Source organism: Peterkaempfera griseoplana (assembly GCF_001418575.1).
Classification (GTDB): Bacteria; Actinomycetota; Actinomycetes; order Streptomycetales; family Streptomycetaceae; genus Peterkaempfera; species Peterkaempfera griseoplana.
Genome location: NZ_LIQR01000265.1, coordinates 1 through 24345 on the forward strand (window position 1 = coordinate 1; position 24345 = coordinate 24345).

The window sequence follows — 24345 nt, forward strand, 5'->3', positions numbered from 1 at the left end:
GATGCTCCTATTGACGTCAAGCCGCAGGAGCCAGGTTGTTTCCCGCGACTTGTCCGGTTGGTGTGGTGGTGAGGGCGCGATAGACCTCGCGTGCGACGAATCGCTTGAGGCAGCGCATGATGTCCTTCTTGGACAGGCCTTCCTTGGTGCGGCGTTCGACGTAGGCGCGGGTGCGCGGGTCGAAGCGCATGCGGACCAGGACGATGGTGTGCAGGGCGTTGTTCGCCGCCCTGTCGCCGCCGCGGTTGAGGCGGTGGCGGTGCGTGCGGCCGGAGGAGGCGGGGATCGGGGCGACGCCGGCGAGGTGCGCGAACGCCGCCTCCGAGCGCATCCGCTCGGGGTTGTCACCGGCCGAGGCCAGCAGCTGGCCCGCTGTCTCCGGGCCGACGCCGAAGAGCTCCAGCAGGGCCGGGGCGGCCTGTCGGACCAGCGGTCCGATCTCGGCGTCCAGTTCTGCGATCTCCTCGTCGAGTGCCTGGTGGCGGCGGGCCAGACGCCTGAGCGCCGCCCGGGTCGCGGCGAGCGGACCGGACAGGTCCTCGCCGGGCCGCAACCGGGCCAGGGTGCGTATCAGCACCGTCCGCTCCAGGCCCGCGACCTGCTCGCGCAGCACCGCGGGAGCGGAGACGAGCAGGCCCCGGACCTGGTTCATCGCCTGGGTGCGGGCCTTGACCGCGCTGCGGCGGGCGACCCGCAGCACGCGCACCGCCTCCACCACGCCGTCGCGGCTCTTCGGGACGCCCGTGGCCCGGCCCGAGACAACGGCGGTCGCGGCGGCGTAGGCGTCGATCGGGTCGGACTTGCCCTTCATACGTCGCGTCTTGCGGTCGGGGCGGTCGACGTCGACGACGGTGACCCCGGCGGCGGTGAGCACGCGGGCGAGCTCGGCGCCGTAGGCGCCGGTGCCTTCGACGCCGACGGCCGCAAGCGCGCCGTGGCAGCGCATCCAGGCCAGGAGTTCCCGGTAGCCGTTGATCGTGGCCGGGAACTCCCGGTCGGCCAGGTGCCGGCCGACCTGGTCGACCACGGCCGCGTGGTGGGTCAGGCCGTGGGTGTCGACTCCGCCGGTGATCTCCGGGCCGTCGTGCGTCATGCTGGTCATGTCCGTCCTTGCGAGTCCGTTCCCAGGGCGGCACGCGCCGGTCGGGCGGGTGGACAAGACAGTGACGGGGCTTCTGGACCAAGCTCCTATGAAGTCACAAGCGCCCGTCCGGCCGCGTGCGTGGTGACGCCCGGCGAGCCGACAAATCCGAAACAGGACAGTCGAGACGTCAGTCAGTAGGAGGGTCAGGCCCGCCAGCGGCGTCACCACGAACATCATCACTGTCAGTAGTCGGTCCATGGCCTCGCGGATACGGGCGCGTTCGTCGTGGTGCTGTTGGTTCATGTGAGGGCCTCGGCGGTGCGCGCGGAGGTGTCGTGGGTGTCGGCCGTCTCGCGGAGGCGGTTGGCGTTGGCGCGCAGGCGTTTGCTGACTGGTCCGGGGGAGTGGGCGGCGAGCTGGTCGAGTTCGGCGGCGCGTTCGCGGAGCTGTCGGGCGTGGGTGTCGGCGCGAACGGTGTTGCCGCAGCCGGGTCGGCAGTCGTACTGCCGTGGGGCGGTGGCGCCGGGTTCGGGTTCGCAGAGCGCGTTGTCGTGCTTGAAGGCGCAGATCAGGAATGCGTCGGGGTTGTCATAGAGCACGATGCCGTCGCGGGCGAGGAAGGTGCTGGCTTTCCTAGCGAACGTGCGGGGGACGATGCGGCCCTCGAAGCGGGGGGTGTGGGTGGCGGCGGTCAGGGCCCGGCGGGCGGCGGGTCCTGAGACGTTCTCTCCGGCGGCGACTCGGTCGCGCAGCCGGGCTGCGGTGTCGGCGGCGGCGAGGGCCGTCTCGACGTCGAGGATGGCGTGGATGCCTTGGCGGCCGCGGGCGCCGTAGCCGCTGGAGGTGCGGGCGTCGAGGACGGTGCGCATGTGGCCGTACTGGATGGCGAGCGCGATCAGTCCACCGGGGCGCCGGGCGATATGCCAGGCCAGAGATCTTCTGAACCGGCTCAGTCTGATCGCGCCGTGGGGATCGTCGGGGATGGTCTCACCGGGGAGGCCCTGCGTCTCGGCCTCGCGGTTCGCCCAGTTCACGAAGGACTCGATGCGCAAGGTCAGGGTGTCCTGTCTCAGCGCGCCCGTGGAGCTGTGGCTGGAGCGGAATGCGTGGTGGGCGGCGCTGAGGAGGAGTTCGCCCTCGGGGACGATGCGTTCCAGCACGCGGATGGCGTGGACTACCGGTGTGATCGCGACCCAGGGCACTTGGCGGATTTCACCGGCGGAGATGTGGTTGCCGTCGTCGTCGGTGACGTTCTTGTAGTGGTGGCTGTGGATCAGGTGCCGTCCCTTGGTGCCGTCGTCGGCGGGTTCGGGGTCGGGGCAGCAGCCGGAGCGCAGCCCCTGTACCTCCTGGGGGCGCATCCCGGTCAGGTAGAGGAGGATGATCGTCGCGGCCGTACCCAGGTGCCGCATGAGCTCGGCGGCCTCGTTGAAGTCCACGTGCTCGCGCCAGGGCTTGCCGTTGATCTTCCCGGTAATCGGCACTTTCAACGGGCAGGGCCCTGGTCGTGCTGCGGCGATCTCTGCGAGGCCGTGCTGTTTGACGAACCTCGACACCTGGCCGCGGTTGGAGCCGGTGAGAGCGGCGATGTAGGTGGTGGCCACCTGGATCTCGCGTTTCTCTGAGCTGGCCGGCAGCGGGTGACCAGCCCGAGCCATGGGCAGCAGCCACTCTTCCAGCGCGGCCCATCCGGCCGGCGATGCCTTCGTGGCGGCGGCGACGGCGATCAGGCGGCGGCGTTCGGTCCAGGCCGCGAGGATGTCGTCGGCGAAGTCGTCGACGAACCGAATGGCCCAGATCAGCAGGGGGCCGAGAACCCGTGGATCCAGCGGTTCCGTCGCGTTCTCCCCGCCGGCGGTTGTCCCGGTTGTGGGGAGGAAGTCGTCGACTCCTTCGGTCTCCCACGGAGGCCGGGTGATGCCCGACGGTCGTGCGCTGAGCTGGTCGAACGCCCACAGGTTCGCCAGCCGGACGCAGATGATCGCCGCGGTGTCGCGGGACACCTGGTGCAGACGCTCGCGCGCGTAGGCCCGCCATTCCGTGTCGGTGCAGGCACCGAGGCTGGTGATCTGACGCTCGTGCAGCCAGCGGGCGAGCCGCATCCACTCCAGGCAGGTCGCGAGCATGTCCGCGGCTCCCGACCGGGACCGGGCCTGGACTCCTCGGGTTTGGAGGTAGGTGGGCCTCAGCTGGCCGTTGAGCATCGTCCAGGCCGCGAGTTTCACCTGGTCGCGCAAGGGTTCCGGACAGTTCTTCCAGTGGAGGTTGACCAGGTTGGTGCCGGGATTGTCGATCAGCGGGGCCATGGACCAGATGGCGTCCTGGTAGAAGGAGTTCGGGTGCGTGTTGCTGGTGCTGATCCATTGGGGCAGCACCACGGGGCTGGCCGGGGAGGGCATGGCCAGCACGTAGGTGTCTATCTCGGCAGCGGTGCCGACGGCGGTCATGGGGTCAGTTCTCCCTTCACCAGGAGGTGGACCAGGGTGCGGTCCTCGTCGTTCACGCGGGCGAGTGCCGCGGTCCAGGCCGCCGGGCCGACCTTGTCGCGCAGGTCTTCAAGGCGGAGTGCGTGCTCGCTCCAGCGCTCGTTCCAGGAGCGGTCGGGCAGGACGGACCGAAGGCTGTGCAGTTTCCGGTGCAGGTGGGCGAGCCGGGGGTGATGGCCGGGGTGGACCCGGGCGTTGGGGCAGGCCAGGCAGAGCAGGAAGTCCGCGCCGCAGCCGCCCTTCGCGTCGGGCCAGGGGCTGGCCGTCTCATCCGCGCAGTCCGCGTTCACCGTCTGCTCGTGGCCGGGAGCCGGGGCATCGGTGATACCGCCGGCGAACACCACGGCCTGGGCCTGTTCGAGAGCCTCGTGGGCACCGGCTTCGAAGACGCTCCGTGAAGCCTGCTGAACGTGCTCATCAGGCAGCACGTAGATGCTCTGATGGGCGCCCTGGCTGTGCTGAAGGGGACGGCCTTCCCGTGTCACCGTTGTCCTGCGTGCCCGCTGGAATGGGGATCCCCCCAGGTCATGCGTGGTCCACCAAAGCTGGGCGTCACCGTTGCCGATACCGAAGGCGCAGGGGCCTACCGGGCGGGGTCGTTCCGTGCGCTGGTGCCTGCGCTTGGGGTAGTGCATCCTCGCGACCATCAACAGGTTGTTGTCGGGCGCGAGACGATGAACCAGCGCCCGTCCATGTGCGGTGGCTTCCAACGCCTGAGTGATCAGCCTGCCGGAGGAGTCGGCCCCGGAATCGGTGATGTTCTCGGTGGAGAACCACCGGCCTCCGCCCTGCCTGCGCTTTTCGATCTGGACCTGATAGGTCACCGTGGCCGTCGATCCGGCGGACGGGGCCGCGGTCGGGGCTGGCAGCCGGTCGTAGACGGACAGGTTCCAGCCGAACCGGTCGGTCAGCAGCACGCCCAGCGCGGTGAGTTCGGAGCGAGATAGAAAGAGTCTGCCCCAGGTCTTCTCCGGGCTGGTGCCGCCCAGCAGCGCACGGTCCTTCATGAACTCCCCGCTCGGCATGACCGCGTGCGGGACGTAACCGGTCTGTGCGAGGTGATCGAGCACCTGGCCCAGGCGCCAGTCACGGCTGCCTTCCTCCAGGTCACCGGACCGCCACCTCTCCAGCAGGACGGTATTCTCACGAATCCGCAGCAGAGCAGTCCGGAACTGCCTCTGGGCCACCCGCAGGACCCTCTCCCGCTCCTCCTTCCCGTACGACTGCTTGATCGGCACCGCCTTGGGGATGCGCCGGGCCAGTTCTTCCCCCACCGGCCCACCAGCCAGTCGCGGATCCGCCCGCAGCAGCGGCCGAACCTGACGCAGCACGTTCTTGCCGCTGTTGGTGCCAATATGCCTCGCGCGCCAGCGCTTGAGCATCGCGGGCGTCAACTCCCCCAGGTCCCGTGGGGAATGCTCCAGCTCAGCGACGAAGCGCGCGAACATCTTCACCATGATCCAAGAAGCCCGTGCGGTCTCGTGACTGTTCCAGCCCGCAGACCGGATCGCGAAGACCGCGGCCAGCGACCGCTGCATCGCCTCGGCGACGGGCAGTTCGGCGAAGTGGAACGTCATCTCGTATCCGGCCTTGTTGACGACCGTCACCACCAGCCCGTCCGAAGACAGCGGCGGCTCGGTGTGATGATCGGCCGGCGGCAGGATGGCCCGCCGTCCTCGCTCGGTCACCGGGCCGCCTCAAGGACCGCGTCGATGTCCTGGATGCCCTCCGACTCCCGAGCGAGCCGGGTGAACACACCGTCCAGGTCCTCGGCCCGCTGTTCCTCCTCACCGGCGGGTTCGGCTGCGGCCAGGATCGACTCCAGTTGCAGGTGCGCGACCGGCGCGAGGTAGTGCCGCTTCGTCACCTCCACGTCCGCGTGACCCAGGAGGGTCTTCACCAGCCACCACGGATCGCCGAACAGCATGGCGAAGTCCCTCCGGTCCGCAGCCGAAAGTCCATAGCGGGTCTCCACCAACTGGTTCAGCAAGACCAGCATGTAGAGGGCCATCGAATGACGCGCGGCGTGCGGCGTCGCGTACGGACTCTTGCCGCGTACCTCCGCCAGCCGGAAGTCCCGTTCGATCTCCCGTTCTTCCGCGGTGAGCAGGACCTCCTCACAGCGCAAATTCGCCGTCCTGAACACGCCGTTCCACCGGTCCGGGACCATCGGCAGGCCCTGCTCCGTCAGCCACAACCACGCCGGCTCCGGCCCGTCCGGGCTCTCCAGGAACAGCCACTGCCGCTCACGCCACCCCAGCCGGCTGAGCTCCTGCTCACCGACGACACCGTTCCGGTCGACCCACTCGACCTTCGGTCTCAAGCTCCGTGTCACCTTCGTGACCAGCCACATCATGGGCCACCGCTCATAGCGGCCTTCCGCCTGGGCGCGCTGCACCGCCCAGGCTCGCTCCGACTCGACGTATGCCTCGACCTGGCCGACCGCGTCCACCGACGCGTAGAAGACCCGGCTCTGCTTCGACCGGGTGACCGCCGCAGCAACGCGGCCATGGCAGTAACGGCCGAACCGCAAGCGCTGGCTGGGCAGTTCGAAGGTGAGCAGCGAACCACCCTCCTGTCGGCGCAGGCCGGAGCTGAGCAGCAGCTGCACGAAGCTCGTGTTGCGCAGCTCCGTGCGCGACTCCCACCCCGGTACCGGCACTCCTGTACGACTGTGGCCGCGCAGCCCGATATCTGACCACAAGCCCCAGGTCCGCGGTGTCAGCCACAACACCCGCGAGCTCACCGAGTCCGCCGCCCGGTCCCCGCCCCGCACGATGTCCACCGGCATTGGGGACACCTTCGCCCACCGGAACAACTTGGTGAACGCGGCCGCCTCACGGTTCCACTTCGTCCCGCTGATCCGGCGCGGGTTCTGCGGAGCCTGACATCTCCAGTGCCGGTAGTCCGCCAAGTCCTGCCTCGTCGCTCGCCTCCACGGAACTCCGCGCGAGGACAGGAAAGTCAACAGCGGCCGGATATCCGTCGCGTAATTCCGCTTGGTCTCCCGCTCCAGGTCCCGGAATTCGACGGATCGGACAAAATCCAGCAACCCCTGGTCCACCGTTCCGTCCGGCGCCACGAACACCGGATCGCCCGGCCGCAGACCGATCCGGGCAACCTCGGTCGGCAGGTCCTGTACCCCCAGGACCCCCTCAGGCGGCAGCGATCCCCACTGCCCCGGATCGGGCACCCATACCACGCACCACTCGTCCAACTGACGCCTCCCCTGACGCTTGAACACGCCCAATCATCAGGGAAGTGGCGTCCACCACGGTCAGCCGGCCGGCCGCCAGCCGCTTGCCGGCGATGTAGTGCAGCACGTCGAAGGCGTCCGGGGAGGCCGACTGGTCGTTCTCGTCGTCGGCGACCAGGCCGCGGCAGACGTCGGAGGAGACCACCTGGGTCGGCAGGAAGTGCTTGCGGGCGAAGCTGGACTTGCCCGCGCCCGTGGTGCCCACCAGGACAACCAGGGACAGGTCGGGCACCGCGAGGCGGCGTACGGGGCGGTCGGTCATCGGTGGTCGCCCCCTTCCGGGACGTCGTCGGTACGGATGAAGATCGCCAGCTGGGTCGGCGGCCCCACCTCGGGGTCGTCGGGGCCCACCGGGCGGAAGTCGACGGTGTAGCCGTAGCGGGCGGCGACCTGCCGCGCCCAGTCGCCGAACTGCGCCCGGTCCCACTCGAAGCGGTGGTCGGCGTGGCGGACACGGCCGGCGGGCAGCGACTCCCAGCGGACGTTGTACTCCACGTTCGGAGTGGTGACCACCACGGTGGCGGGGCGGGCCGCGCCGAACACCGAGTGCTCCAGTGCGGGCAGCCGCGGCGGATCGACATGCTCGATCACCTCGCAGAGCACCGCGGCGTCATAGCCGGACAGCCGGGCGTCGGTGTAGGTGAGGGCACCCTGCAGCAGCTTCACCCTGGCGGCCTGCCGCTCGGACATCCGGTCCAGGTGCAACCGCCTGGCGGCGACCGACAGGGCGCGGACGGAGACGTCCACGCCCACCACCTCGGTTACCCGCGGCTCCTTGAGCAGCGCCTGCACCAGCTGGCCCTGGCCGCAGCCGAGGTCCAGCACCCTGGCGGCGCCCCGGTCGGCCAGCGCGCGCAGGATGGCGTCGCGGCGCTGCACCGCCAGGCGGACCGGGCGGTCCTCCGTGCCGTCGGCGTCGGACTGGTCCCCCTGGCCGGCGCCCTCGGACACGGGCGTCTCCTCGGACTGCCCCGCCTCCTCGGGCAGCTCCGTCTCCTCGGACTGCCCCGCCCCCTCGGGCAGCTCGTCGGCCACCGCGTTGTCGACCTCCTCGGCCTCGCGGTCGTCGGCCTCGGCGAGCCTGGCCAGCTCCAGGCGCTCCATGGCGTCACGGGTCAGCGACCAGCGGCGGGCCAGATAGCGGCGGGTGATCAGGGACTGCTCGGGATGGTCCGCGAGCCAGCCCGCACCGGCCCGCAGCAGCTTGTCGACCTCGTCCGGTGCCACCCAGTAGTGCTTGGCGTCGTCCAGCACCGGCAGCAGGACATAGAGCTGCTGCAGCGCGTCGGCGAGCCGCAGGGCGCCGGTCAGCTCGGCCCGTACATAACGGGAGTCGCCCCACTCGGGGAACGCCGGATCCAGCGGCAGCGCCTCCGCGTCGACCTGCCACCCCAGCGGCTCGAACAGCGAGCGCACCAGCGCGGGGCCGCTGCTCTCGCCGCCGGCCCTGGCCGGGAGCACCGGGACGGTGATCCGCAGCGGCAGCGCCTCGGCGGCGAGCTCCGGCCGGGCGTCGCAGCGGCCCTTGAGGGCGCTGGCGAACACCGTCCGCAGGGCCACCGCGAGCAGCGAGGACGCGGCGTAGGGGCGGTCGTTGACGTACTGGGCCAGGGCGAAGTCCGGGGAACCGCCGCGACCCTTGCCCTTGCCCCGGCGGACCAGGGCGATCGGGTCCACGTCCAGCAGCAGCGCGGCCGTGCAGACGGCGTCGCTCGCCTCGGGGTAGAAGACGTGCGCCTCCCCGTGGGAGGTGTCGAAGCGCTGGGCCCGGCCTGGGTGCTTGTGCAGCAGGAATCCCAGGTCGGTGGCGGGTCGGCCGGCTGTACCGGTGGTGCTGATCGTCAGGAACACACGGGCGAGTATTCCGGCGCGGGACCGCGGATCGCACCGGGTTTTGCGGTGCGCAGCGGCGCGGGGCCGCGGCAGGCGCACACCGGACGGCCGTCGGAAGGCCACCGGAAGGCCACCGGACGGCCCGCTGCTCCGTCGCCGGCCGGACGCTGGCCGGGCACTGGTTGGGTTCTGGTTGGGCACCAGCCGGGCACCGGGATCTGCCCGCCGGTCGGGCACCGGTCCGTCGTCGCTCGCCCCCTGTCCGTACGGGCAGGCCTGGCGGCGACGGGCGCTGCGCTCGGGGGTCCGGCGGTGCCCGAGGCGTGGTCCGGTTCGGCATCGGGGCGGCGGATTGGTTAGCGTGCACGGTGTGACGACTGAATCTGCATCCCCCCGGGGCGGCGCTGTCGCTGCCGGTCTCGCCACCATCGCCGACGACGGCACCGTGCTGGACACCTGGTACCCGGCCCCGAAGCTGTCCACCGAGCCGGGCCCGGTCGGCACGGTGCGGCTGACGCCCGAGGAGGCCGTCGCCGAGCTGGGCGAGGGCGCCGCCCAGGCGCAGCGCAGGGACCCGCGGCGCGGCGTCGAGGTGGTCGCGGTGCGCACCGCCATCGCCTCGCTGGACGACAAGCCGCTGGACACGCACGACATCTACCTGCGGCTGCACCTGCTCAGCAACCGTCTGGTGCGTCCGCACGGCCAGAACCTCGAGGGCATCTTCGGCCTGCTCCCCAACATCGCCTGGACCAGCATCGGCGCGGTACAGGTGGAGCGGGTCGAGCAGGCCCGGCTGGCAGTGCGCGCCGAGGGCGGCCAGCTGGCCGTGTACGGCATCGACAAGTTCCCGCGGATGACCGACTTCGTCGCGCCCAGCGGGGTGCGCATCGCCCATGCGGACCGGGTGCGTCTCGGTGCCCACCTGGCCGTCGGCACCACCGTGATGCACGAGGGGTTCGTCAACTTCAACGCGGGCACCCTGGGCACCTCCATGGTCGAGGGCCGGATCAGCGCGGGTGTGGTGGTCGGCGACCACAGCGACATCGGCGGCGGCGCCTCGATCATGGGCACCCTCTCCGGCGGTGGCAAGCAGATCGTCTCGGTGGGCGAGCGCTGCCTGCTGGGGGCCAACGCGGGCATCGGGATCTCGCTCGGCGACGACTGCGTGGTCGAGGCCGGGCTCTATGTCACCGCGGGCACCCGGGTCACCCTGCCGGACGGCAAGGTGGCCAAGGCCGTGGAGCTCTCCGGTCAGAGCAGTCTGCTCTTCCGCCGCAACTCCCAGACCGGCGCGGTCGAGGTCATCGCCCGCTCCGGATCGTGGGGCGGTCTCAACGCGGACCTGCACGCCCACAACTGATTCCCGGCCCCAGGGCGCCAGAGCCCCAAGGCCCCACCCCGGCCCGGCCCGCGCAGGACGCGAGCCGGGCCGGGGCGTTCACCGGCTCAGCCCAGCTGCGGGGCCACCCGGGAGGCGATCAGCTCCAGGTGGTCCAGGTCGTCCAGGTCCAGGATCTGGAAGTAGAACCGCTGGGAACCGGCCTCCGCGTAGCGGCCGATCTTCTCGACCACCTCGTCCGGGGTGCCCGCCAGGCCGTTCTCCCGCAGCTCGGCGGGCTCCCGGCCGATCGCGGCCGCCCGGCGGGCCACCTCGGCGTCGTCCTTGCCCACACAGGCCACCAGGGCGGTGGAGTAGAGCATGTCGTCATCGGGCCGCCCGGCCCGCTGCACGGCCTGCCGCACCCGGCCGATGATCTCCCGGCTCTCCTCCACGGAGGTGAACGGCAGATTGAACTCCCCGGCATAGCGGGCCGCGAGCTCCGGCGTCCGCTTGGGACCGCGGCCGCCGATCAGCACCGGAACGCGCTCCTGGACGGGCTTGGGCAGGGCCGGGGAGTTCTTCAGCGAGTAGTGGGCGCCCTCGAAGTCGAAGGTCTCCCCGACCTTGGTCTCCCACAGACCGGTGATGATCGCCAGCTGCTCCTCCAGCCGGCCGAACTTCTCCTTGGGGAACGGGATGCCGTAGGCGGTGTGCTCCTCCTCGAACCAGCCCGCGCCCAGTCCGAGTTCGACCCGGCCGCCGCTCATCGCGTCCACCTGCGCGACCTGGATGGCGAGCACGCCCGGCAACCGGAAGGTCGCAGCGGTCATCAGCGTGCCGAGCCGGATACGGCTGGTCTCACGGGCCAGGCCGGCGAGGGTGATCCATGCGTCGGTCGGCCCCGGAAGGCCGTCCACATCCCCCATCTTCAGATAGTGGTCGGAGCGGAAGAAGGCGTCGAAGCCGAGGTCCTCGGTGGCCTTGGCGACCTTCAGCAGGGTCTCGTAGGAGGCGCCCTGCTGAGGTTCGGTGAAGATTCGGAGATCCATGGGCTCCATCCTGCTACGGCCGAGGCCGACCGGCAGAAGTGGTTATGCTCATCTCCGACTGACTGAAGATCACATCCTTAGGGGGATCCATGTCCGCCAGTGACGCTCTGGACGACTGGGCGCCGACCGGGGTCGACACCTCGGTACCCAGCATCGCCCGGGTGTACGACGCCATGCTGGGCGGCAAGGACAACTTCGCGGTCGACCGGGAGGTCGCCGAGCGGATCCGCAAAGTCCTGCCGATCACCCGCGAGGGCGCCTGGGAGCACCGCGAGGCCCTGGCCCGCGGGGTGCGCTACCTGGCCTCCCAGGGCATCGACCAGTTCCTCGACCTGGGATCCGGGCTGCCCACCGCGCAGAACACCCACCAGGTCGCGCAGGCCGCCTGCCCCGGGGCCCACGTGGTCTATGTCGACAACGACCCCATGGTCCTCGCCCACGGCCGGGCCCTGCTCGCGGGGGACGACTGCACCGAGGTGGTCACCGCGGACCTGCGCGAGCCCGAGGACGTCCTCTCCCGGCCCGAGGTGCGCCGGCTGATCGACCTCGACCGGCCGCTCGGCCTGCTGATGGTCGGCGTGGTGCACCACCTGGCGGACGACGAGGACCCGGCCGGCCTGGTGAAGCGGTACCTCGACGCCACTGCGCCCGGCAGCCACCTCTTCCTCACCCACTTCAGGTCGCAGCCGCCCACCACCGACGCTCTGGAGCGGGTGTTCCTGTCCATGCTCGGCAGCGGCCGGTTCCGGACCCAGGAGGAGATCGAGGCTCTCTTCGGGGACCTGGAGATGGTCGATCCCGGCGTCGTGGCGCTGCCCCTCTGGCGACCGGACGCCACCACCAAGAGTTCGGACGGCCACAGCGAACTCATCGCCGCGGGCGCCGGCCGCAAGGCCTGAGCACCCACGGACTCCCGCCGCCGACGCGGCGCACACGGTAGCGGTAGCCAGAAGCCGCACGCGTAGCCGGAGCCGGGGCGGCGACAGCCCTGCCGTCGTCCACCGACCTGAGTGCGGCGCCACCTCGGCGCCGCACCCCTGCTCGGCCACGCAGCTGCTCAACCACGCAACTGCTCAGCCACCAAGTTGCCAGGCCGCTCCGCCGACGGCCGGCGGCACCAGCCGGCGACGCCGGCCACCGGCGGGCGGCTATGGGCCGGGCGGCTCCAGAGGGACCACCGCCAGGGTCGCCGGCCGAGGATGTTCCGCGGGGTCGGCCAACTCGGGATCCGGTTCCTCGCGGAGGATGCGCAGCAGTTCGGTGACCGTCTCCCTGCACTCCGCCGCTGCATCCACCGCGTCGATGCACTGCCAGTACAGCGTCTCGGTGTCGGCACCGCAGGCCACCACGATCAGGGCCTCGGCCGCCTCGTGGAGCAGCGCCCGGAGTTCCCGCAGCACGGCGGGGGGATCGTCCAGTTCGGTGAGCCGGGCCGCCCTGCCGAAGCCCGTCCAGTCCTCCGGCGGACGGTCCAGGCAGCCCCCGGCATGGCTGCCCGCCTCCGCCAGCCGCTGCGCACCGGCCCGCAGCGGCTCCGCACCGTGCAGCGCCAGCTGGCTGCCGACCGCCTCGGTGAGTGTGCACGCCTGCCATGCCTCCACCAGCACCTCGGGCACCCCCCGCGCCTGGGTGAGGCCGTGCCTGCTGGATTTGATCAGCCGCAGCGCATCCATGCCGCCGCTCCCTCCACGATCGGACGATCCGTCACAGGCAACGGTGCCCGCCGGGGAGAGAACCGGCGATGAGCGTCCCCGGAACTGTGGACAGACTCCGGGGTGTGGATAACCCTCACCACGGGCGGGTGAGGCCCAACCGCCCGACGGGTCCCGCCGGGGAGGTCCGGCGGAGCCCGTCAGGTACCCCCCGTGACCGCCGGGTCGTCCGGGCCGTCCGGAAGGGGGAAGCGACGTTCATTGCGGTCGATCTTGGCAGCCAGCGCCTCCAGCGGATCGACCCCCAGCACCGCACAGAACTGCAGCAGGTAGGCCAGCACATCGGCCACCTCGTCGCGGACCCGGTGCGCCGACTGCGGGTCGCCCATCACCTCGCCCGCCTGCTCCGGGGTGAGCCACTGGAAGATCTCCAGCAGCTCCCCCGCCTCCACGCTCAGCGCCGCCGCCAGGTTCTTGGGCGTGTGGTACGGCTGCCATCGGCGCGCCGCCGCGAACTCGACCAGCCGGCGCTGCAGTTGCTCGACACTCTCGCTCACCGCACCATGTCTACCGCATCAGGCCCCCCGCACCAGCCGCGCACCACCCGCCTCGGAGCGCGGCAACTGCTCCGGCACCCGGGGCGACTCCGGCTCCAGCACACTGCGCCCCGTCCGTGCGTCCCGTCCGCAGGCCACCAGCGCCGCCCCCGCCGCGCTCCGGGCACACTCCGCGTCCTGCAGCGCGGCCAGCACCCGGGCATGGCCCGAACCACCCATCTCCCGCGCCAGCGCGAGCAGTTGGGCGGTCTGCGGACGGGCCAGCCCGGCGCCGAGGTCCTCGGTGGCCACGGTGAGCAGCCGCCGCTCCCAGGGCACCTCGGACGCCGGGTCGACGTCCAGCACATCGGCGCCGGTGAGCAGCACCGCGGCGAAGGCCAGATAGCGCAGCATGCCGTCCGAGGCCCGGTCCACGGTGGTGCGGCCCGCCTCGCCCTCGTCGAACGCCGCCAGCACCTGCGTCCTGCGGGAGCGGTCCACCGGCCGGCGCTCCACCCCGAGGCCGGTCAGCGGATGCGGCGCGGCCGCCCGCAGGGCCGCGACCAGACGGCCGTAGCGATGGCGGCACTCGCCCTGCATCCGGGCCAGCACGGCGGAGATGTTGGCGGCCGACCCGGTCAGCCGGGCCCCGGGGTCGGCGGTCGCCCAGCCGCGCATCAGCCGGGGCACCGGGTCCGCGGTGAAGACCTCGCGCAGCGCGGTCAGCACCTGCTCCGCCGCCGCCAGCACGCGGCGCTCCCCGGTGGAGGAGCCCGCGACGCGCAGCGGCAGCTGGGCGGTCAGCAGGGTGTCACTGGGGAAGGGCGCCCGGATGTCCCCCTGCCGGGAGTCGTTGTGCCAGGTGACGTTGATCCTGCCGCGCGCGACGTCCTGCTCACCGGTGTCCAGCAGGGGACCGGCGTCGTCGGTGAGCCGCTCACGCACGATCCTTACGCCGTCGGTGGTGCCGACCGCGACATCCAGCCGCACCGGGCCGCCGCCGGTACGCACCGTGCAGCCGAGCACAAAGCCGCGCTCGCCGTACGGCGTACAGCCCGCCGACCCGCCGCGCACCGCGTCGGCCAGCGGCCCGCTGCCGCCGCCGTCCAGGGAGTGCCCAGCAGGCTCCCCGATCGCCAGCCGGGACAGCACCGCCAGCGCGTCCAGCGCATTGGACTTCCCTGCCCCCGAAGGGCCGTGGAGCACCGTGAAGGGGCTGAGCGGGAGAACCGCGCGGTGATAGGACTTGAAGGCCCTCAGCCGCAGTTCCTCGAGATGGGGGCGGACGACGTCGCTGCTCATCCCAGGACGGTAGCGAGGCCTGGACCAGGCGAAACGTCCCGCCGAGGCGGCGTTCACCCCAACGTGTCGCTCAGCGACGGTGGTAGGCGGACACGGTGACGGACGCGGTCACCGCGAACGGTTCGGGAAGCCCGGCCAGGCTCTCGGCCAACCGCTGCTCCCCGGTGTGCCAGGCACTGGGCCCCATGGCGACCACCGACTGCGCCTCGGCCCTGGAGAGTTCCATGGTCCACTGCACCTCCCGCCGCTCCCCCGGGGTGAGATGCGGGTCGAGCTTCTCCGCGATCCGGCGCTCCTTGTCCTCGTCCACCGAGAGCAGCCCCAGCGGTCCGACCAGCTCCTGCAGATGGCGGGCGGTCGGGGAGACCACCAGCAGCGTGCCGCCGGGGCGCAGCACCCGGCGGATCTCCGGGCCGTTGCGCGGGGCGAAGACGTTCAGCACCAGCGCCGCCGAGGCGTCCCGCAGCGGCAGCGGCCGCCAGGCGTCGCAGACGACGGCGCCCGACCGGGGATGGGCGCGGGCGGCGCGGCGCACCGCGTACTTGGAGATGTCCAGGGCCACGCCGAGCCGCTCCGGCAGCCGGTCGAGCACCGCGGCCAGGTAGTACCCGGTGCCTGCGCCCAGGTCGGCGACGCAGCCGCCCTGCGGTGCGTCCGCGAGCGCGGCGGCCGAGGCTGCGGCGAGCGCGTCGGCGATCGGCGTGTAGCGGCCGGCGCCGAGGAAGGCGTCCCGGGCGGCCACCATGGCGGCGGTGTCCCCGGTGCCGGTGTGGGCGTCCCCGGGGAGCAGGCTGGCGTATCCCTGGCGGGCGATGTCGAAGGAGTGGCCCGCGGTGCAGCGGAGTGCGGAGCCCGTCAGGGCCAGATCGGCCCCGCAGTGCGGGCAGGCCAGGTATTCCGCGATGTCGTGCAGCAACGTTCCGTTCCTCGCCGTCCGGTCAGACGGTCCAGCGTACGGGGGCACCTCCCGCACCGACCCGCGCGGGACCCACCCGCCGGGCGCCACCCGGCGGGTGCCGTCCGGCGGCCCGGGCGCCGGTCAGTCCTCCTCGCCCCCGCGGTCCTCCTCGTCCTCGTCCTCCTCCTCGGCGGCGGACTCCGCGCCTGCGACGGTCCAGGATGCAAGGCGCTCGGAAATGCCCGCGACGCCGAGGCGCCCGTCCCGCACGGCACGGGCCAGGGAGCGCACCTCACGGGCGGTGGTGGCCACGGTGGCCCCGCCGGTGACCAGATAGGCGTAGGCGGCGGCGGTGGCGAACAACTCGTTGGAGCGCTCCAGGGCGGGCGCCCGCAGCAGCTGGTGCAGCAGTGCGGCGGCCCGGTCGTGGGGCTCCGGGTAGACGGGGATGTCGAACACCTCCGCCTGGTGCCGCGCCACCGCGGCGAGCAGCGACCCGTAGTCGGTGACCTGGGGGTCCCCGGGGGTGTACTGCTCCGCCGTCATCAGCAGCCACGCCAGATCGACTCGGACGTTCAACGCCGGGCGCCCCTCGCCGCCTGCTCGGCGTCGCCGAACTCCGCGACGAACGCCGTCTCGTACTCCTTCATGAACTGCGCGGCGGCATCGACGAATGCCCGGCCGGTCTCCCCCATGTCCTGCTGCACCAGCTTCTCGATGTACTGGTTCATGCTGATCCCCTGTGCCTCTGCCCGCTCCCGGGCCATCTCCGCCGTGGACTCGTCCACCCGCACATTGAGCTGCTTCTTCCCCATGTCTTTGAAGCTAGCGCCAAAGCGCTAGCATGACAAGACCCCGGGGGCGTGCACCACAATGCGGGGGTGGACCAGCCTCCCGTCACGCCAGGCCGCCCGCCCGCGCTCCTCCCGCTGCCCGGCGGGGTGTCACTGCGCCGCAGACGGGTGGCGGACTCCCCCGCACTGTGCGCCGCCGTTCTGGAGTCCCTCGACCATCTGCGCCCCTGGATGGCCTGGGCCGCCGAGCCCCCCGTGCCCGAGCGGACGGAGGAGCAGTCGCGAGCGGCGGAGGCTGCCTGGGAGTCGGGGACGGAGTTCGTCTACCTGCTGGGGCTCGACGCCGTACCGGGCAGCGTGATCGGCGGCTGCGGCCTGCACGGCCGGATCGGCCCGGGGGCGCTGGAGATCGGCTACTGGGTGCACCCCTCGCACACCGGACGCGGCCACGCCCGCAACCTCGCCGCGGCGCTGACCGAGGCGGCGCTGGCCCTGCCCGGAATCGGGCGGGTGGAGATCCACTGCGACGAGGCCAACACCGCCAGCGCCGCGGTACCCCGCCGGCTGGGCTACCGGCTCGACCGGATCGAGGACGACGGCATCACCGCGCCGGCGGAGTCCGGACGCGGCATGGTCTGGACCTTCCCTCCACGCTGAGCCTCCGTCCGGGACCGCCGGCGCGGGCGGCTCAGCGCCGCGCCGCCAGCTGCTGCCGCACGGTGTCCAGCAGCCCCTCGCAGGCGGCCTCGCACATCTCCAGGCACTCCTCGAAGCCCTCCCTCCCGCCGTAGTACGGGTCGGGGACGTCGAGGTCGGCCCCGACCGGGAGCGCCGCGTCGAAGGAGCGCAGCAGCCGCACCTTGGCGGCGTCCTCCGCGGTGGGGGCGAGCCTGCGCAGGGCGCGCAGATGGCCGGCGTCCAGCGCGACGACCAGGTCCCGGGAGGCGAACCAGGCCGGACGGAACTGCCGTGCGGTGTGCACAGCGGTGTAGCCCGCCGCCTCCAGCACCGCCACCGTGCGCCCGTCGGCGCCGTCACCCTCGTGCCAGCCGCCGGTACCCGCGCTGTCCACCTCGACCAGCCCCGCCAGCCCGGCCTCGGCCAGCCTGGCGCGGAAGACCTGCTCGGCCATCGGCGACCGACAGATGTTGCCCGTGCAGACGAAGCAGACCCGCAGCGGTGCCCCGGCAGTGGTCATTCCCGGCCGCCGTCGGCGGGCTCCAGGATCGCCACGCACTCGAAGTGGTGGGTCATCGGGAACAGGTCGAAGGCCCGCAGCCCCACCGGGCGGTAGCCCGCGTCGCGGAAGAACGCCAGGTCGCGGGCGAGCGCCGCCGGGTCGCAGGCGACATAGGCGATCCGGCGGGCGCCCAGGCCGGCCAGGTGCCGCACGGTCTCCGCGCCGGCGCCGGAGCGCGGCGGGTCCAGGACGATCAGGTCGGTGGAGGTGATGCCGGTGCGCGGCAGCAGCTTCTCGACCTTGTCGCACTCGATCCGGACGTTCTCCAGGTCGGCCAGGTTGTGCCGGGCGTCCAGCACCGCCTGCTTGGAGGACTCGATGCCCAGCACGGCGCCGTACTCGCCCAGTCGCTCCGCCAGGGCCCCGGCGAAGAGGCCGACCCCGCAGTACAGGTCCAGGGCGTTCTCGCCCGGCCGGGGCGCCAGACCGTCCAGGACCGCGCCCACCAGGGTGTCGGCCGCAGCCGGGTGGATCTGCCAGAAGCCGCCGTTGCCCACCCGCCAGGTACGCCCCGCCGCCCGCTCACGGACGAAGGTGCGGCCGTGCACCCGGTGGAAGAGCTCCCGCTCGTCGATCCGGGCGACCGAGACCGGCCGGTCCAGCTCCACCAGCGGCAGCCGGCCGCCGGGGACGGGGGTGAGGATCACCTGGCGGTCGGAGGAACCGGTCGCGGCGACCGCGTCGACCGAGGCGATCTGCGGCCACTCGCGGGCCTCGATGCCCAGCTCCTCCACCCCGGGGGCGGCGATCAGGCAGCGGTCGACCGGCTCCACCTCGTGCGAGCGGTGGCGGCGCAGCCCGGCCCGGCCGGACGCCTGGTCCACCGTGAACTGCACCCGGGTGCGCCACGCCGGGACCTGCCCCGCGGGGACCTTGTCGCCCGGGGCGGGCTCCACGCTGCCGTCCCAGCCGGCCTCGGCCGGGGTCAGCCCGGCCAGCCGGGCCAGCTGCTCGGTGAGCACCTGCACCTTGAGCTTGCGCTGCGCCCCGGGCGTGGCGTGCTGCCAGTCGCAGCCGCCGCAGCGGCCGGGACCGGCGTACGGGCACGGCGGGGTGACGCGGTCCTTGGACGGCTCCAGCACCTCCACGGCGTCCGCGCGCAGGAAGCGGGAGCCGGTGGTGCCCTCGGTCACGCTGACGACCACCCGCTCACCGGGCAGTGCGTGCCGGACGAAGAGCACCCGGCCCTCGTGCCGGGCCACGCAGTGCCCGCCGTGGGCCACCGGGCCCACCTCGACCTCGTAGCGCTCGCCGACGAGGGAGGTGGGGGCGTCGGCGGAGGGGGTGGTGCTGGTCACGTGGAGCTGTCCTTGGCGTTGGTGGGACCGGTCCCCTTGGCGGGGCCGCTGACGGCGGCCTCCGGCTTGCGCTGCTGCCGTCGCGGCTCACCGCGCCGGACCGAGCCGGGCGCGGACCACTCGCGGACCTGCTTGCGCCGCTCGGAGGACTCCAGCTGCCAGGGTACGGAAACCACCATCACCCCGGGTGTGAAGAGCAGCCTGCCCTTGAGCCGCAGGGCGCTCTGGTTGTGCAGCAGCTGCTCGTACCAGTGCCCGACGACGTACTCGGGGATGTAGACGGTCACCACGTCGCGGGGGCTGCTGCGGCGCAGGTTCTTGACGTACTCCAGGAACGGCCGGGTGATCTCCCGGTACGGGGAGTCCAGGACCTTCAGCGGCACCTCTATGCCCCGCTCCTGCCACTCGGCCTGCAGCGCCTTGGTGTCCGGCGGGTCCACGTTGACGGTGACCGCCTCCAGCACGCCGGAGCGGGCGAGACGGGCGTAGGCCAGGGCCCGCAGGGTCGGCTTGTGGAGCTTGGAGACCAGCACGATGGAGTGCACCCGGGAGGGCAGCACGGCCTCCTCGCCGGGCTCCTCCGCGGAGGCCAGCTCCATGGAGACACCGTCGTAGTGGCGCCGGATGGCCTTCATCATCACGAAGAGGACCACCATCAGCATGATCGCCACCCAGGCGTGGGTGAACTTGGTGGCCAGCACCACGACGAGCACCAGCGCGGTCATCACCAGGCCGAAGCTGTTGATCACGCGGCTGCGGATCATGTGGGCGCGCTTCTTGGGGTCGGTCTCGGTGCGCAGCAGTCTGGTCCAGTGCCGGATCATGCCGCTCTGGCTCATGTTGAAGGAGACGAAGACACCGACGATGTAGAGCTGGATCAGCCGGGTGGGATCCGCACCGTAGGCGATGATGAACACCATCGCGATGCCGGCCAGCACGATGATGCCGTTGCTGAAGGCAAGCCGGTCGCCGCGGGTGTGCAGCTGACGCGGGAGGTAGCGGTCCTGGGCGAGGATCGAGCCGAGCACGGGGAAGCCGTTGAAGGCCGTGTTGGCGGCCAGCACCAGGATCAGGCCGGTGACACCGGCCACGAAGAAGAAGCCCGGCTTGAAGTCGCTGAACACCGCCTCGCTGATCTGGGCCAGCGCGGTCTTCTGGTGGTAGTTGCCGGGAGCGCCGACCAGCTGGGTGGCCGGGTCGTCCGCCATCCGCACCCCGGTCATGCTGGCCAGGTAGATGATGCCCATGAACATGGTCACCGCGATGCTGCCCATCAGCAGCAGGGTGTTGGCGGCGTTGCGGCTCTTGGGCTTGCGGAAGGCGGGCACACCGTTGCTGATCGCCTCGACGCCGGTGAGCGCGGCGCAGCCGGAGGAGAACGCCCTCAGCAGCAGGAAGATCAGCGCGAAGCCGGCCAGGCCGCTCTCGCCCGGCTCGGCCTGCAGGTGGAACGCGGAACTCTCCGCGTGCATGTCCGCACCGAGGACCAGGTGCCGGAAGATGCCCCACACCGTCATCCCCAGAACGCCGACCATGAAGGCGTAGGTGGGGACGGCGAACGCGGTGCCCGACTCGCGGACGCCGCGCAGGTTCACGCCCATGAGGATCACGACGACCGCCAGCGACAGCGCCACTTCGTGCCCGCGCAGCGACGGGACGGCCGAGACCACGTTGGCGACACCCGAGGTGGTGGAGACCGCCACCGTGAGGACGTAGTCGACCATCAGCGCGCTGGCGACCACCAGCCCCGAGTTGGATCCGTGGTTGACCGTGGCGACCTCGTAGTCACCGCCGCCGCTGGGGTAGGCGTGCACGTTCTGCCGGTAGGACGCGACCACCGCCAGCATCACGATCGCGACCACCACTCCGATCTGCCAGGAGAAGTGGATCGCGGACACTCCCGCCACGGAGAGCGTGAGCAGGATCTCCTCGGGTGCGTACGCCACGGACGACAGCGCGTCCGAGGCGAAGACGGGGAGCGCGATCCGCTTGGGCAGCAGCGTCTCACCGAGCTTGTCGCTCCGCAGAGCGCGCCCGATGAGGATGCGTTTGGGTACGTCGGTCAGCTTGGACACGAGGAGGATCGTAAGCCGTACGGGGGTCTGCGCGGCAGCCGCCCATCACGGACGCGTCCTCGCGCGGGCGTTCGGACCGGGGCGAGCCGCGGCAAATATGTCGAATCCATCGAGATCGCATGTCGGATCGGCCACGGCGCAGGTGTTGCCGACGGCTCCGCGCGGGTACCGCGTGTGTGTACGGGGCCGCGCGGTGCGACCCTGGTGTACTGCCTGGCTCCCGACGGTGCCAGGATCGGGCCCGAGACATCACCGGAAGGACGGTCGTGCACATCGTCATCATGGGTTGCGGGCGCGTGGGCTCAGCCCTCGCGCGCACCCTGGAGAAGCAGGGTCACTCGGTCGCCGTGGTCGACCAGGACCCGACGGCGTTCCGCCGTCTCGGTTCGGGCTTCGGGGGAAGGCGGGTGACCGGGGTCGGCTTCGACCAGGACACCCTCAAGGAGGCCGGCATCGAGGAGGCCGGCGCCTTCGCTGCGGTGAGCAGCGGCGACAACTCCAACATCATCGCCGCCCGGGTGGCTCGGGAGACCTTCGGCGTGTCGAACGTCGCGGCACGGATCTACGACCCGCGCCGGGCCGAGGTCTACCAGCGGCTGGGCATCCCCACCGTGGCGACCGTGCGCTGGACCGCCGACCAGATGCTGCGGCGGCTGCTGCCCAGCGGCGCCGAGCCGCTGTGGCAGGACCCGAGCGGCAGCGTCCAGCTGGCCGAGGTCCCGGTGTCCCCGGTGTGGGTCGGCCACCGGCTGACCGCGCTGGAGGAGGCGGCGGAGGTCCGCGTGGCGTTCATCACCCGGCTGGGTGAGGGCATGCTGCCCCCTGCCGACGCGGTACTCCAGGAGGGCGACCTGGTGCATGTGATCATGCGCACGTCCTCGCTGCAGTCCGTCGAGGCGGCGTTCGCCAAGGGTCCCGAGGAAGGTCACTGATGCGCGTCGCAATCGCCGGGGCCGGCGCCGTCGGCCGCTCCATCGCGGGCGAGCTGCTGGAGAACGGCCACGAGGTGCTGCTGGTCGACAAGAACCCGTCCTCCATCTCGGTGGAACGGGTACCGCAGGCGGAGTGGCTGCTGGCCGACGCCTGCGAGATCACCTCGCTGGACGAGGCGGCGCTGCAGCGCTGCCATGTGGTCATCGCCGCCACCGGTGACGACAAGGTCAACCTGGTGGTGTCGCTGCTCGCCAAGACCGAGTACGGGGTGCCGCGCGTGGTCGCCCGGGTCAACAACCCCAAGAACGAGTGGCTCTTCAACGAGTCCTGGGGCGTGGACGTCGCCGTCTCCACCCCGCGGCTGATGTCCGCGCTGGTGGAGGAGGCGGTCAGCGTCGGCGACCTGGTCCGTCTGATGCGCTTCAGCCAGGGCGACGCCAACCTGGTGGAGCTCACCCTGCCCGGCGACGCCGAGCTGGTGGGCACCCGGGTCGGCGACGTGGTCTGGCCGGAGGACACCGCGCTGGTCACCATCATCCGGGAGGGCCGGGTGCTGGTGCCGAGCAAGGACGACACCCTGGAGGGCGGCGACGAGCTGCTCTTCGTGGCCGCCCAGGACCGGGAGGGCCAGCTGGAGGACCTGCTCTCGGCCGAGGCGGAGCAGCCGCAGGACTGAGCCGGCCGCGGGTATGCGTGAGGGGCCGCCCCGATGGGGCGACCCCTCACCCGTGTACGCGGCTCGGTGCGCGGTCAGTACTCCCGGCTGGACGCGGCGTGCCGGGCCTTCTGCTTCTCGGCCGCCTGCCCCTCCGGGGCACCACCCTGACCGCCGTCCGCGGCGGGCTCCTCCTCGTCGTCGAGGACCGCCTTGATCGGCGCCGGGGCCTTGATCAGGATCTGCCAGGTGAAGTACATCGCCACCACCATCGGCGGAATGCCGAGGGCGACCTTCATCCAGCCCAGCAGGTTGGCGTTGTGCGCGAAGTAGAGCGGGAAGAGCACCACCGGCTTGACCGCCATGCAGGCGAACCAGACCCAGGTCGCCCTGGTGTACGCGACCAGGCGCCCCGGGTTCTCCTTGCGCCAGGTGAACATCTCGCCGGTGATCGGGCCGAGCATCAGCCCGATCAGCGGCCAGCGCACCAGCGCCGAGATCGCCAGGGCCGCGCAGTAGCCCACGCTGTAGAGCAGACCGGGCAGGTAGAAGTCCTCCGCCTTGCCGGACTTCATCGCGATGTAGGCACCGATGGCGACACCGAAGACACCGCTGAAGGCGTGCTGCACGGTCTCGCGGCGGGCCAGCCGCACCACGGCGAAGACCCCGCTGAGCCCCAGCGCGGCCCAGGCCGCCGCCGACACCCGGTGGGTCAGGTTGAAGGTGACGATGAAGACCAGGCCGGGCAGCGTCATGTCGATCATGCCGCGGACGCCGCCGAACGCCTTCATCACGGTGTCCGCGGCCTCCTTGGAGGCCGCCTCGTGCCGGGCTGCCGCCTCCTCGGGGGTCTCGTCCCTCGGGGTCGCGGCGGACTCGCCGCCGGGCAGGTTGCTCACGTCATTCGCTCCTGTGTCCGACCGGACGCAGCTCGTAGCGCGGGTTGAAGAGCACTCGGCGGCCGTGCGCCTGACTGATCCGTCCACTGGCGATCAGCCGCCGGCCGGGCTCTATCCCGGCGATCGACCGGCGCCCCAGCCAGACCACGTCCAGCGCATCGGAGCCGTCGAAGAGTTCCGCCTCCAGCGCGGGAACCCCCGCACGGGGACGCAGGGTGACGGTTCGCAAGGTGCCCGTGACCGTGACCAGTTCACGGTCGTCACAGCTGGCGATCGGGGTGCAGCCCGCCTCCTCGGCGTCCTGCCGCAGCTCCTCGGCCTGCAACTCCTCCGGGGAACTGGTCAGACGGCCCAGCATGCGGCGGAAGCGCCCCGGCTGGCGGTCGCCTCGGATGTCACCACTCATGCGGGAAGGGTACCCGTTCCGGCCTTCCGTACGGGGCCTCCGCGACCGGCAGAGCCGCCCCACCACCCGAAGGAGGTCCGCCGTCGCCCGGCGCTCTCCCCGGCGTACCCGCCGCCAGGCTTCCCGGCTCTCGCCGCTTCGCAGAACCGCCATGGGGCCGTAACACCGCGCCGTTGACCGCCCTCTTCCGCGCTGACAGCATCGGCCCATGGTCTCCACCACCCCGCCCATGGGCGCATGTCGCCGCGGCAGCCGCCGCCCGGCGCCGACGTCGCCCTGATCGGCGTGCTGATCGGCGCGACCGCCGTGCGGCCCGCACCTCCGGCCCGGCGCAGCCCCCGGGTCGCAGTCCGCGCCCGCTCGTCCAGCCCTGGGGGAAGCCACCGTGACCGCTGCTCTCGGAGAACGTCCGCCCCTGCTCGTCGCCGCCCCGCTGCCCGCACCTCATCCGCTCGGTCCCGCCCATGAGGGCGGCGGACCCGCCGCCGTGCTGCGCGCCGTGCTCCACTCCGGACCGGTCGCCCGCACCGTGCTGGCCCGCACGACCGGTCTGAGCCCCGCGGCGGTCTCCCGCCACACCGCCGACCTGATCGCCCTGGGCCTGCTGCGCGAGCTCCCCCCGGCTCCC

23 protein-coding genes and 1 pseudogene are annotated in these 24345 nt (G+C 71.9%); 6 read left to right on the plus strand and 18 right to left on the minus strand.

Features of this window, described 5'->3' with window-relative positions:
- Positions 1-16: 16 nt before the first annotated feature.
- The 6 genes and pseudogenes from AOK09_RS19940 to AOK09_RS19965 all read right to left on the minus strand — a co-directional run bounded on the left by AOK09_RS19940 (position 17) and on the right by AOK09_RS19965 (position 8677).
- Positions 17-1102 (minus strand): IS110 family RNA-guided transposase, encoded by a 1086-nt coding sequence (locus AOK09_RS19940; RefSeq protein ID WP_079063249.1) that lies wholly within the window; start codon positions 1100-1102, stop codon positions 17-19.
- Between the two features lie 281 nt (positions 1103-1383).
- On the minus strand, positions 1384-3531 hold the full coding sequence (locus AOK09_RS37970) for an integrase (RefSeq protein WP_079063250.1): 2148 nt from the start codon (positions 3529-3531) through the stop codon (positions 1384-1386).
- Positions 3528-5258 (minus strand): hypothetical protein, encoded by a 1731-nt coding sequence (locus AOK09_RS19950; RefSeq protein ID WP_055588570.1) that lies wholly within the window; start codon positions 5256-5258, stop codon positions 3528-3530. The genes AOK09_RS37970 and AOK09_RS19950 overlap by 4 nt, the downstream gene beginning before the upstream one ends.
- The gene (locus AOK09_RS19955; RefSeq protein WP_055588571.1) at positions 5255-6787 is read right to left on the minus strand and encodes a site-specific integrase; all 1533 of its coding nucleotides are present in this window, start codon (positions 6785-6787) and stop codon (positions 5255-5257) included. The genes AOK09_RS19950 and AOK09_RS19955 overlap by 4 nt, the downstream gene beginning before the upstream one ends.
- Before the next feature lie 37 nt (positions 6788-6824).
- Positions 6825-7088 (minus strand): annotated as a pseudogene (locus tag AOK09_RS19960) (AAA family ATPase); the annotation flags it as partial.
- Positions 7085-8677 carry a 3' terminal RNA ribose 2'-O-methyltransferase Hen1 gene (locus tag AOK09_RS19965; RefSeq protein ID WP_055588573.1) on the minus strand — a complete coding sequence of 531 codons (1593 nt, stop codon included), beginning with the start codon at positions 8675-8677 and terminating at the stop codon, positions 7085-7087. The gene AOK09_RS19965 and the pseudogene AOK09_RS19960, both read right to left, overlap by 4 nt.
- A gap of 352 nt (positions 8678-9029) precedes the next feature.
- On the opposite strand from AOK09_RS19965, the gene dapD reads away from it, so the two are divergent.
- Positions 9030-10019 carry a 2,3,4,5-tetrahydropyridine-2,6-dicarboxylate N-succinyltransferase gene (gene dapD / locus AOK09_RS19970; RefSeq protein WP_079063251.1) on the plus strand — a complete coding sequence of 330 codons (990 nt, stop codon included), beginning with the start codon at positions 9030-9032 and terminating at the stop codon, positions 10017-10019.
- Between the two features lie 86 nt (positions 10020-10105).
- On the opposite strand, the gene AOK09_RS19975 is transcribed toward dapD, so the two are convergent.
- Entirely contained in the window at positions 10106-11029 is a 924-nt protein-coding gene (locus tag AOK09_RS19975) for an LLM class F420-dependent oxidoreductase (protein WP_055588575.1), read from the minus strand.
- 89 nt (positions 11030-11118) lie between these two features.
- On the opposite strand from AOK09_RS19975, the gene AOK09_RS19980 reads away from it, so the two are divergent.
- A complete protein-coding gene (locus AOK09_RS19980) occupies positions 11119-11928 on the plus strand; it encodes an SAM-dependent methyltransferase (RefSeq protein ID WP_055588576.1) in 810 nt (269 codons plus the stop codon).
- Positions 11929-12177: 249 nt separating this feature from the next.
- Here AOK09_RS19980 and AOK09_RS19985 read toward each other — a convergent pair whose 3' ends face one another.
- From AOK09_RS19985 to AOK09_RS20010, 6 genes are all read right to left on the minus strand, one after another.
- Positions 12178-12702, minus strand: coding sequence for a DUF6099 family protein (locus AOK09_RS19985; RefSeq protein WP_055588577.1), 525 nt, complete (start codon positions 12700-12702; stop codon positions 12178-12180).
- Between the two features lie 179 nt (positions 12703-12881).
- On the minus strand, positions 12882-13238 hold the full coding sequence (locus AOK09_RS19990; protein ID WP_055588578.1) for a nucleotide pyrophosphohydrolase: 357 nt from the start codon (positions 13236-13238) through the stop codon (positions 12882-12884).
- A gap of 18 nt (positions 13239-13256) precedes the next feature.
- The gene (locus tag AOK09_RS19995; RefSeq protein WP_055588579.1) at positions 13257-14519 is read right to left on the minus strand and encodes an AAA family ATPase; all 1263 of its coding nucleotides are present in this window, start codon (positions 14517-14519) and stop codon (positions 13257-13259) included.
- A 70-nt stretch (positions 14520-14589) separates the two neighbouring features.
- On the minus strand, positions 14590-15435 hold the full coding sequence (locus tag AOK09_RS20000) for a putative RNA methyltransferase (RefSeq protein WP_055588580.1): 846 nt from the start codon (positions 15433-15435) through the stop codon (positions 14590-14592).
- 123 nt (positions 15436-15558) lie between these two features.
- Complete coding sequence (locus AOK09_RS20005; RefSeq protein ID WP_055588581.1) at positions 15559-15996, minus strand: hypothetical protein; 438 nt, start codon at positions 15994-15996, stop codon at positions 15559-15561.
- Complete coding sequence (locus tag AOK09_RS20010) at positions 15993-16232, minus strand: toxin-antitoxin system HicB family antitoxin (protein WP_055588582.1); 240 nt, start codon at positions 16230-16232, stop codon at positions 15993-15995. Before AOK09_RS20010 ends, AOK09_RS20005 begins: the two co-directional genes overlap by 4 nt.
- A 66-nt stretch (positions 16233-16298) precedes the next feature.
- Here AOK09_RS20010 and AOK09_RS20015 point away from each other — a divergent pair, with 66 nt between their 5' ends.
- The gene (locus AOK09_RS20015) at positions 16299-16868 is read left to right on the plus strand and encodes a GNAT family N-acetyltransferase (RefSeq protein WP_063796015.1); all 570 of its coding nucleotides are present in this window, start codon (positions 16299-16301) and stop codon (positions 16866-16868) included.
- Between the two features lie 31 nt (positions 16869-16899).
- On the opposite strand, the gene AOK09_RS20020 is transcribed toward AOK09_RS20015, so the two are convergent.
- Genes AOK09_RS20020 through AOK09_RS20030 form a run of 3 tightly spaced genes read right to left on the minus strand, consistent with a single transcriptional unit; the run spans position 16900 to position 20824 of the window.
- Complete coding sequence (locus AOK09_RS20020) at positions 16900-17409, minus strand: low molecular weight protein-tyrosine-phosphatase (protein WP_055588583.1); 510 nt, start codon at positions 17407-17409, stop codon at positions 16900-16902.
- Positions 17406-18749: a class I SAM-dependent RNA methyltransferase gene (locus AOK09_RS20025; protein WP_055588584.1), complete on the minus strand. Its 1344-nt coding sequence runs from the start codon at positions 18747-18749 to the stop codon at positions 17406-17408. The genes AOK09_RS20020 and AOK09_RS20025 overlap by 4 nt, the downstream gene beginning before the upstream one ends.
- Positions 18746-20824 (minus strand): APC family permease, encoded by a 2079-nt coding sequence (locus AOK09_RS20030; RefSeq protein WP_055588585.1) that lies wholly within the window; start codon positions 20822-20824, stop codon positions 18746-18748. The genes AOK09_RS20025 and AOK09_RS20030 overlap by 4 nt, the downstream gene beginning before the upstream one ends.
- A gap of 266 nt (positions 20825-21090) precedes the next feature.
- Between AOK09_RS20030 and AOK09_RS20035 the strand changes: the two genes are divergently transcribed.
- Together AOK09_RS20035 and AOK09_RS20040 are read left to right on the plus strand one after the other, a co-directional pair.
- Positions 21091-21756 (plus strand): potassium channel family protein, encoded by a 666-nt coding sequence (locus AOK09_RS20035; RefSeq protein ID WP_055588586.1) that lies wholly within the window; start codon positions 21091-21093, stop codon positions 21754-21756.
- Positions 21756-22433: a potassium channel family protein gene (locus AOK09_RS20040; protein ID WP_055588587.1), complete on the plus strand. Its 678-nt coding sequence runs from the start codon at positions 21756-21758 to the stop codon at positions 22431-22433. Before AOK09_RS20035 ends, AOK09_RS20040 begins: the two co-directional genes overlap by 1 nt.
- Before the next feature lie 74 nt (positions 22434-22507).
- On the opposite strand, the gene AOK09_RS20045 is transcribed toward AOK09_RS20040, so the two are convergent.
- Entirely contained in the window at positions 22508-23311 is an 804-nt protein-coding gene (locus tag AOK09_RS20045) for a DUF3159 domain-containing protein (protein WP_055588588.1), read from the minus strand.
- Between the two features lies 1 nt (position 23312).
- Complete coding sequence (locus AOK09_RS20050) at positions 23313-23717, minus strand: OB-fold nucleic acid binding domain-containing protein (RefSeq protein ID WP_055588589.1); 405 nt, start codon at positions 23715-23717, stop codon at positions 23313-23315.
- 385 nt (positions 23718-24102) lie between these two features.
- Here AOK09_RS20050 and AOK09_RS20055 point away from each other — a divergent pair.
- The coding region (locus AOK09_RS20055) for a MarR family transcriptional regulator (RefSeq protein ID WP_407675424.1) at positions 24103-24345 on the plus strand (243 nt) is incomplete at its 3' end.

Excerpts from the sequence above, each read along its gene's own strand:
- AOK09_RS20040 (WP_055588587.1), top strand. The coding sequence starts at position 21,756 with ATGCGCGTCGCAATCGCCGGGGCCGGCGCCGTCGGCCGCTCCATCGCG.
- AOK09_RS37970 (WP_079063250.1), bottom strand. The coding sequence starts at position 3,531 with ATGACCGCCGTCGGCACCGCTGCCGAGATAGACACCTACGTGCTGGCC.
- AOK09_RS20020 (WP_055588583.1), bottom strand. The coding sequence starts at position 17,409 with ATGACCACTGCCGGGGCACCGCTGCGGGTCTGCTTCGTCTGCACGGGC.
- AOK09_RS20050 (WP_055588589.1), bottom strand. The coding sequence starts at position 23,717 with ATGAGTGGTGACATCCGAGGCGACCGCCAGCCGGGGCGCTTCCGCCGC.
- AOK09_RS19975 (WP_055588575.1), bottom strand. The coding sequence starts at position 11,029 with ATGGATCTCCGAATCTTCACCGAACCTCAGCAGGGCGCCTCCTACGAG.
- AOK09_RS19995 (WP_055588579.1), bottom strand. The coding sequence starts at position 14,519 with ATGAGCAGCGACGTCGTCCGCCCCCATCTCGAGGAACTGCGGCTGAGG.
- AOK09_RS19940 (WP_079063249.1), bottom strand. The coding sequence starts at position 1,102 with ATGACCAGCATGACGCACGACGGCCCGGAGATCACCGGCGGAGTCGAC.
- AOK09_RS20010 (WP_055588582.1), bottom strand. The coding sequence starts at position 16,232 with ATGGGGAAGAAGCAGCTCAATGTGCGGGTGGACGAGTCCACGGCGGAG.
- AOK09_RS19985 (WP_055588577.1), bottom strand. The coding sequence starts at position 12,702 with ATGGATGCGCTGCGGCTGATCAAATCCAGCAGGCACGGCCTCACCCAG.
- AOK09_RS19980 (WP_055588576.1), top strand. The coding sequence starts at position 11,119 with ATGTCCGCCAGTGACGCTCTGGACGACTGGGCGCCGACCGGGGTCGAC.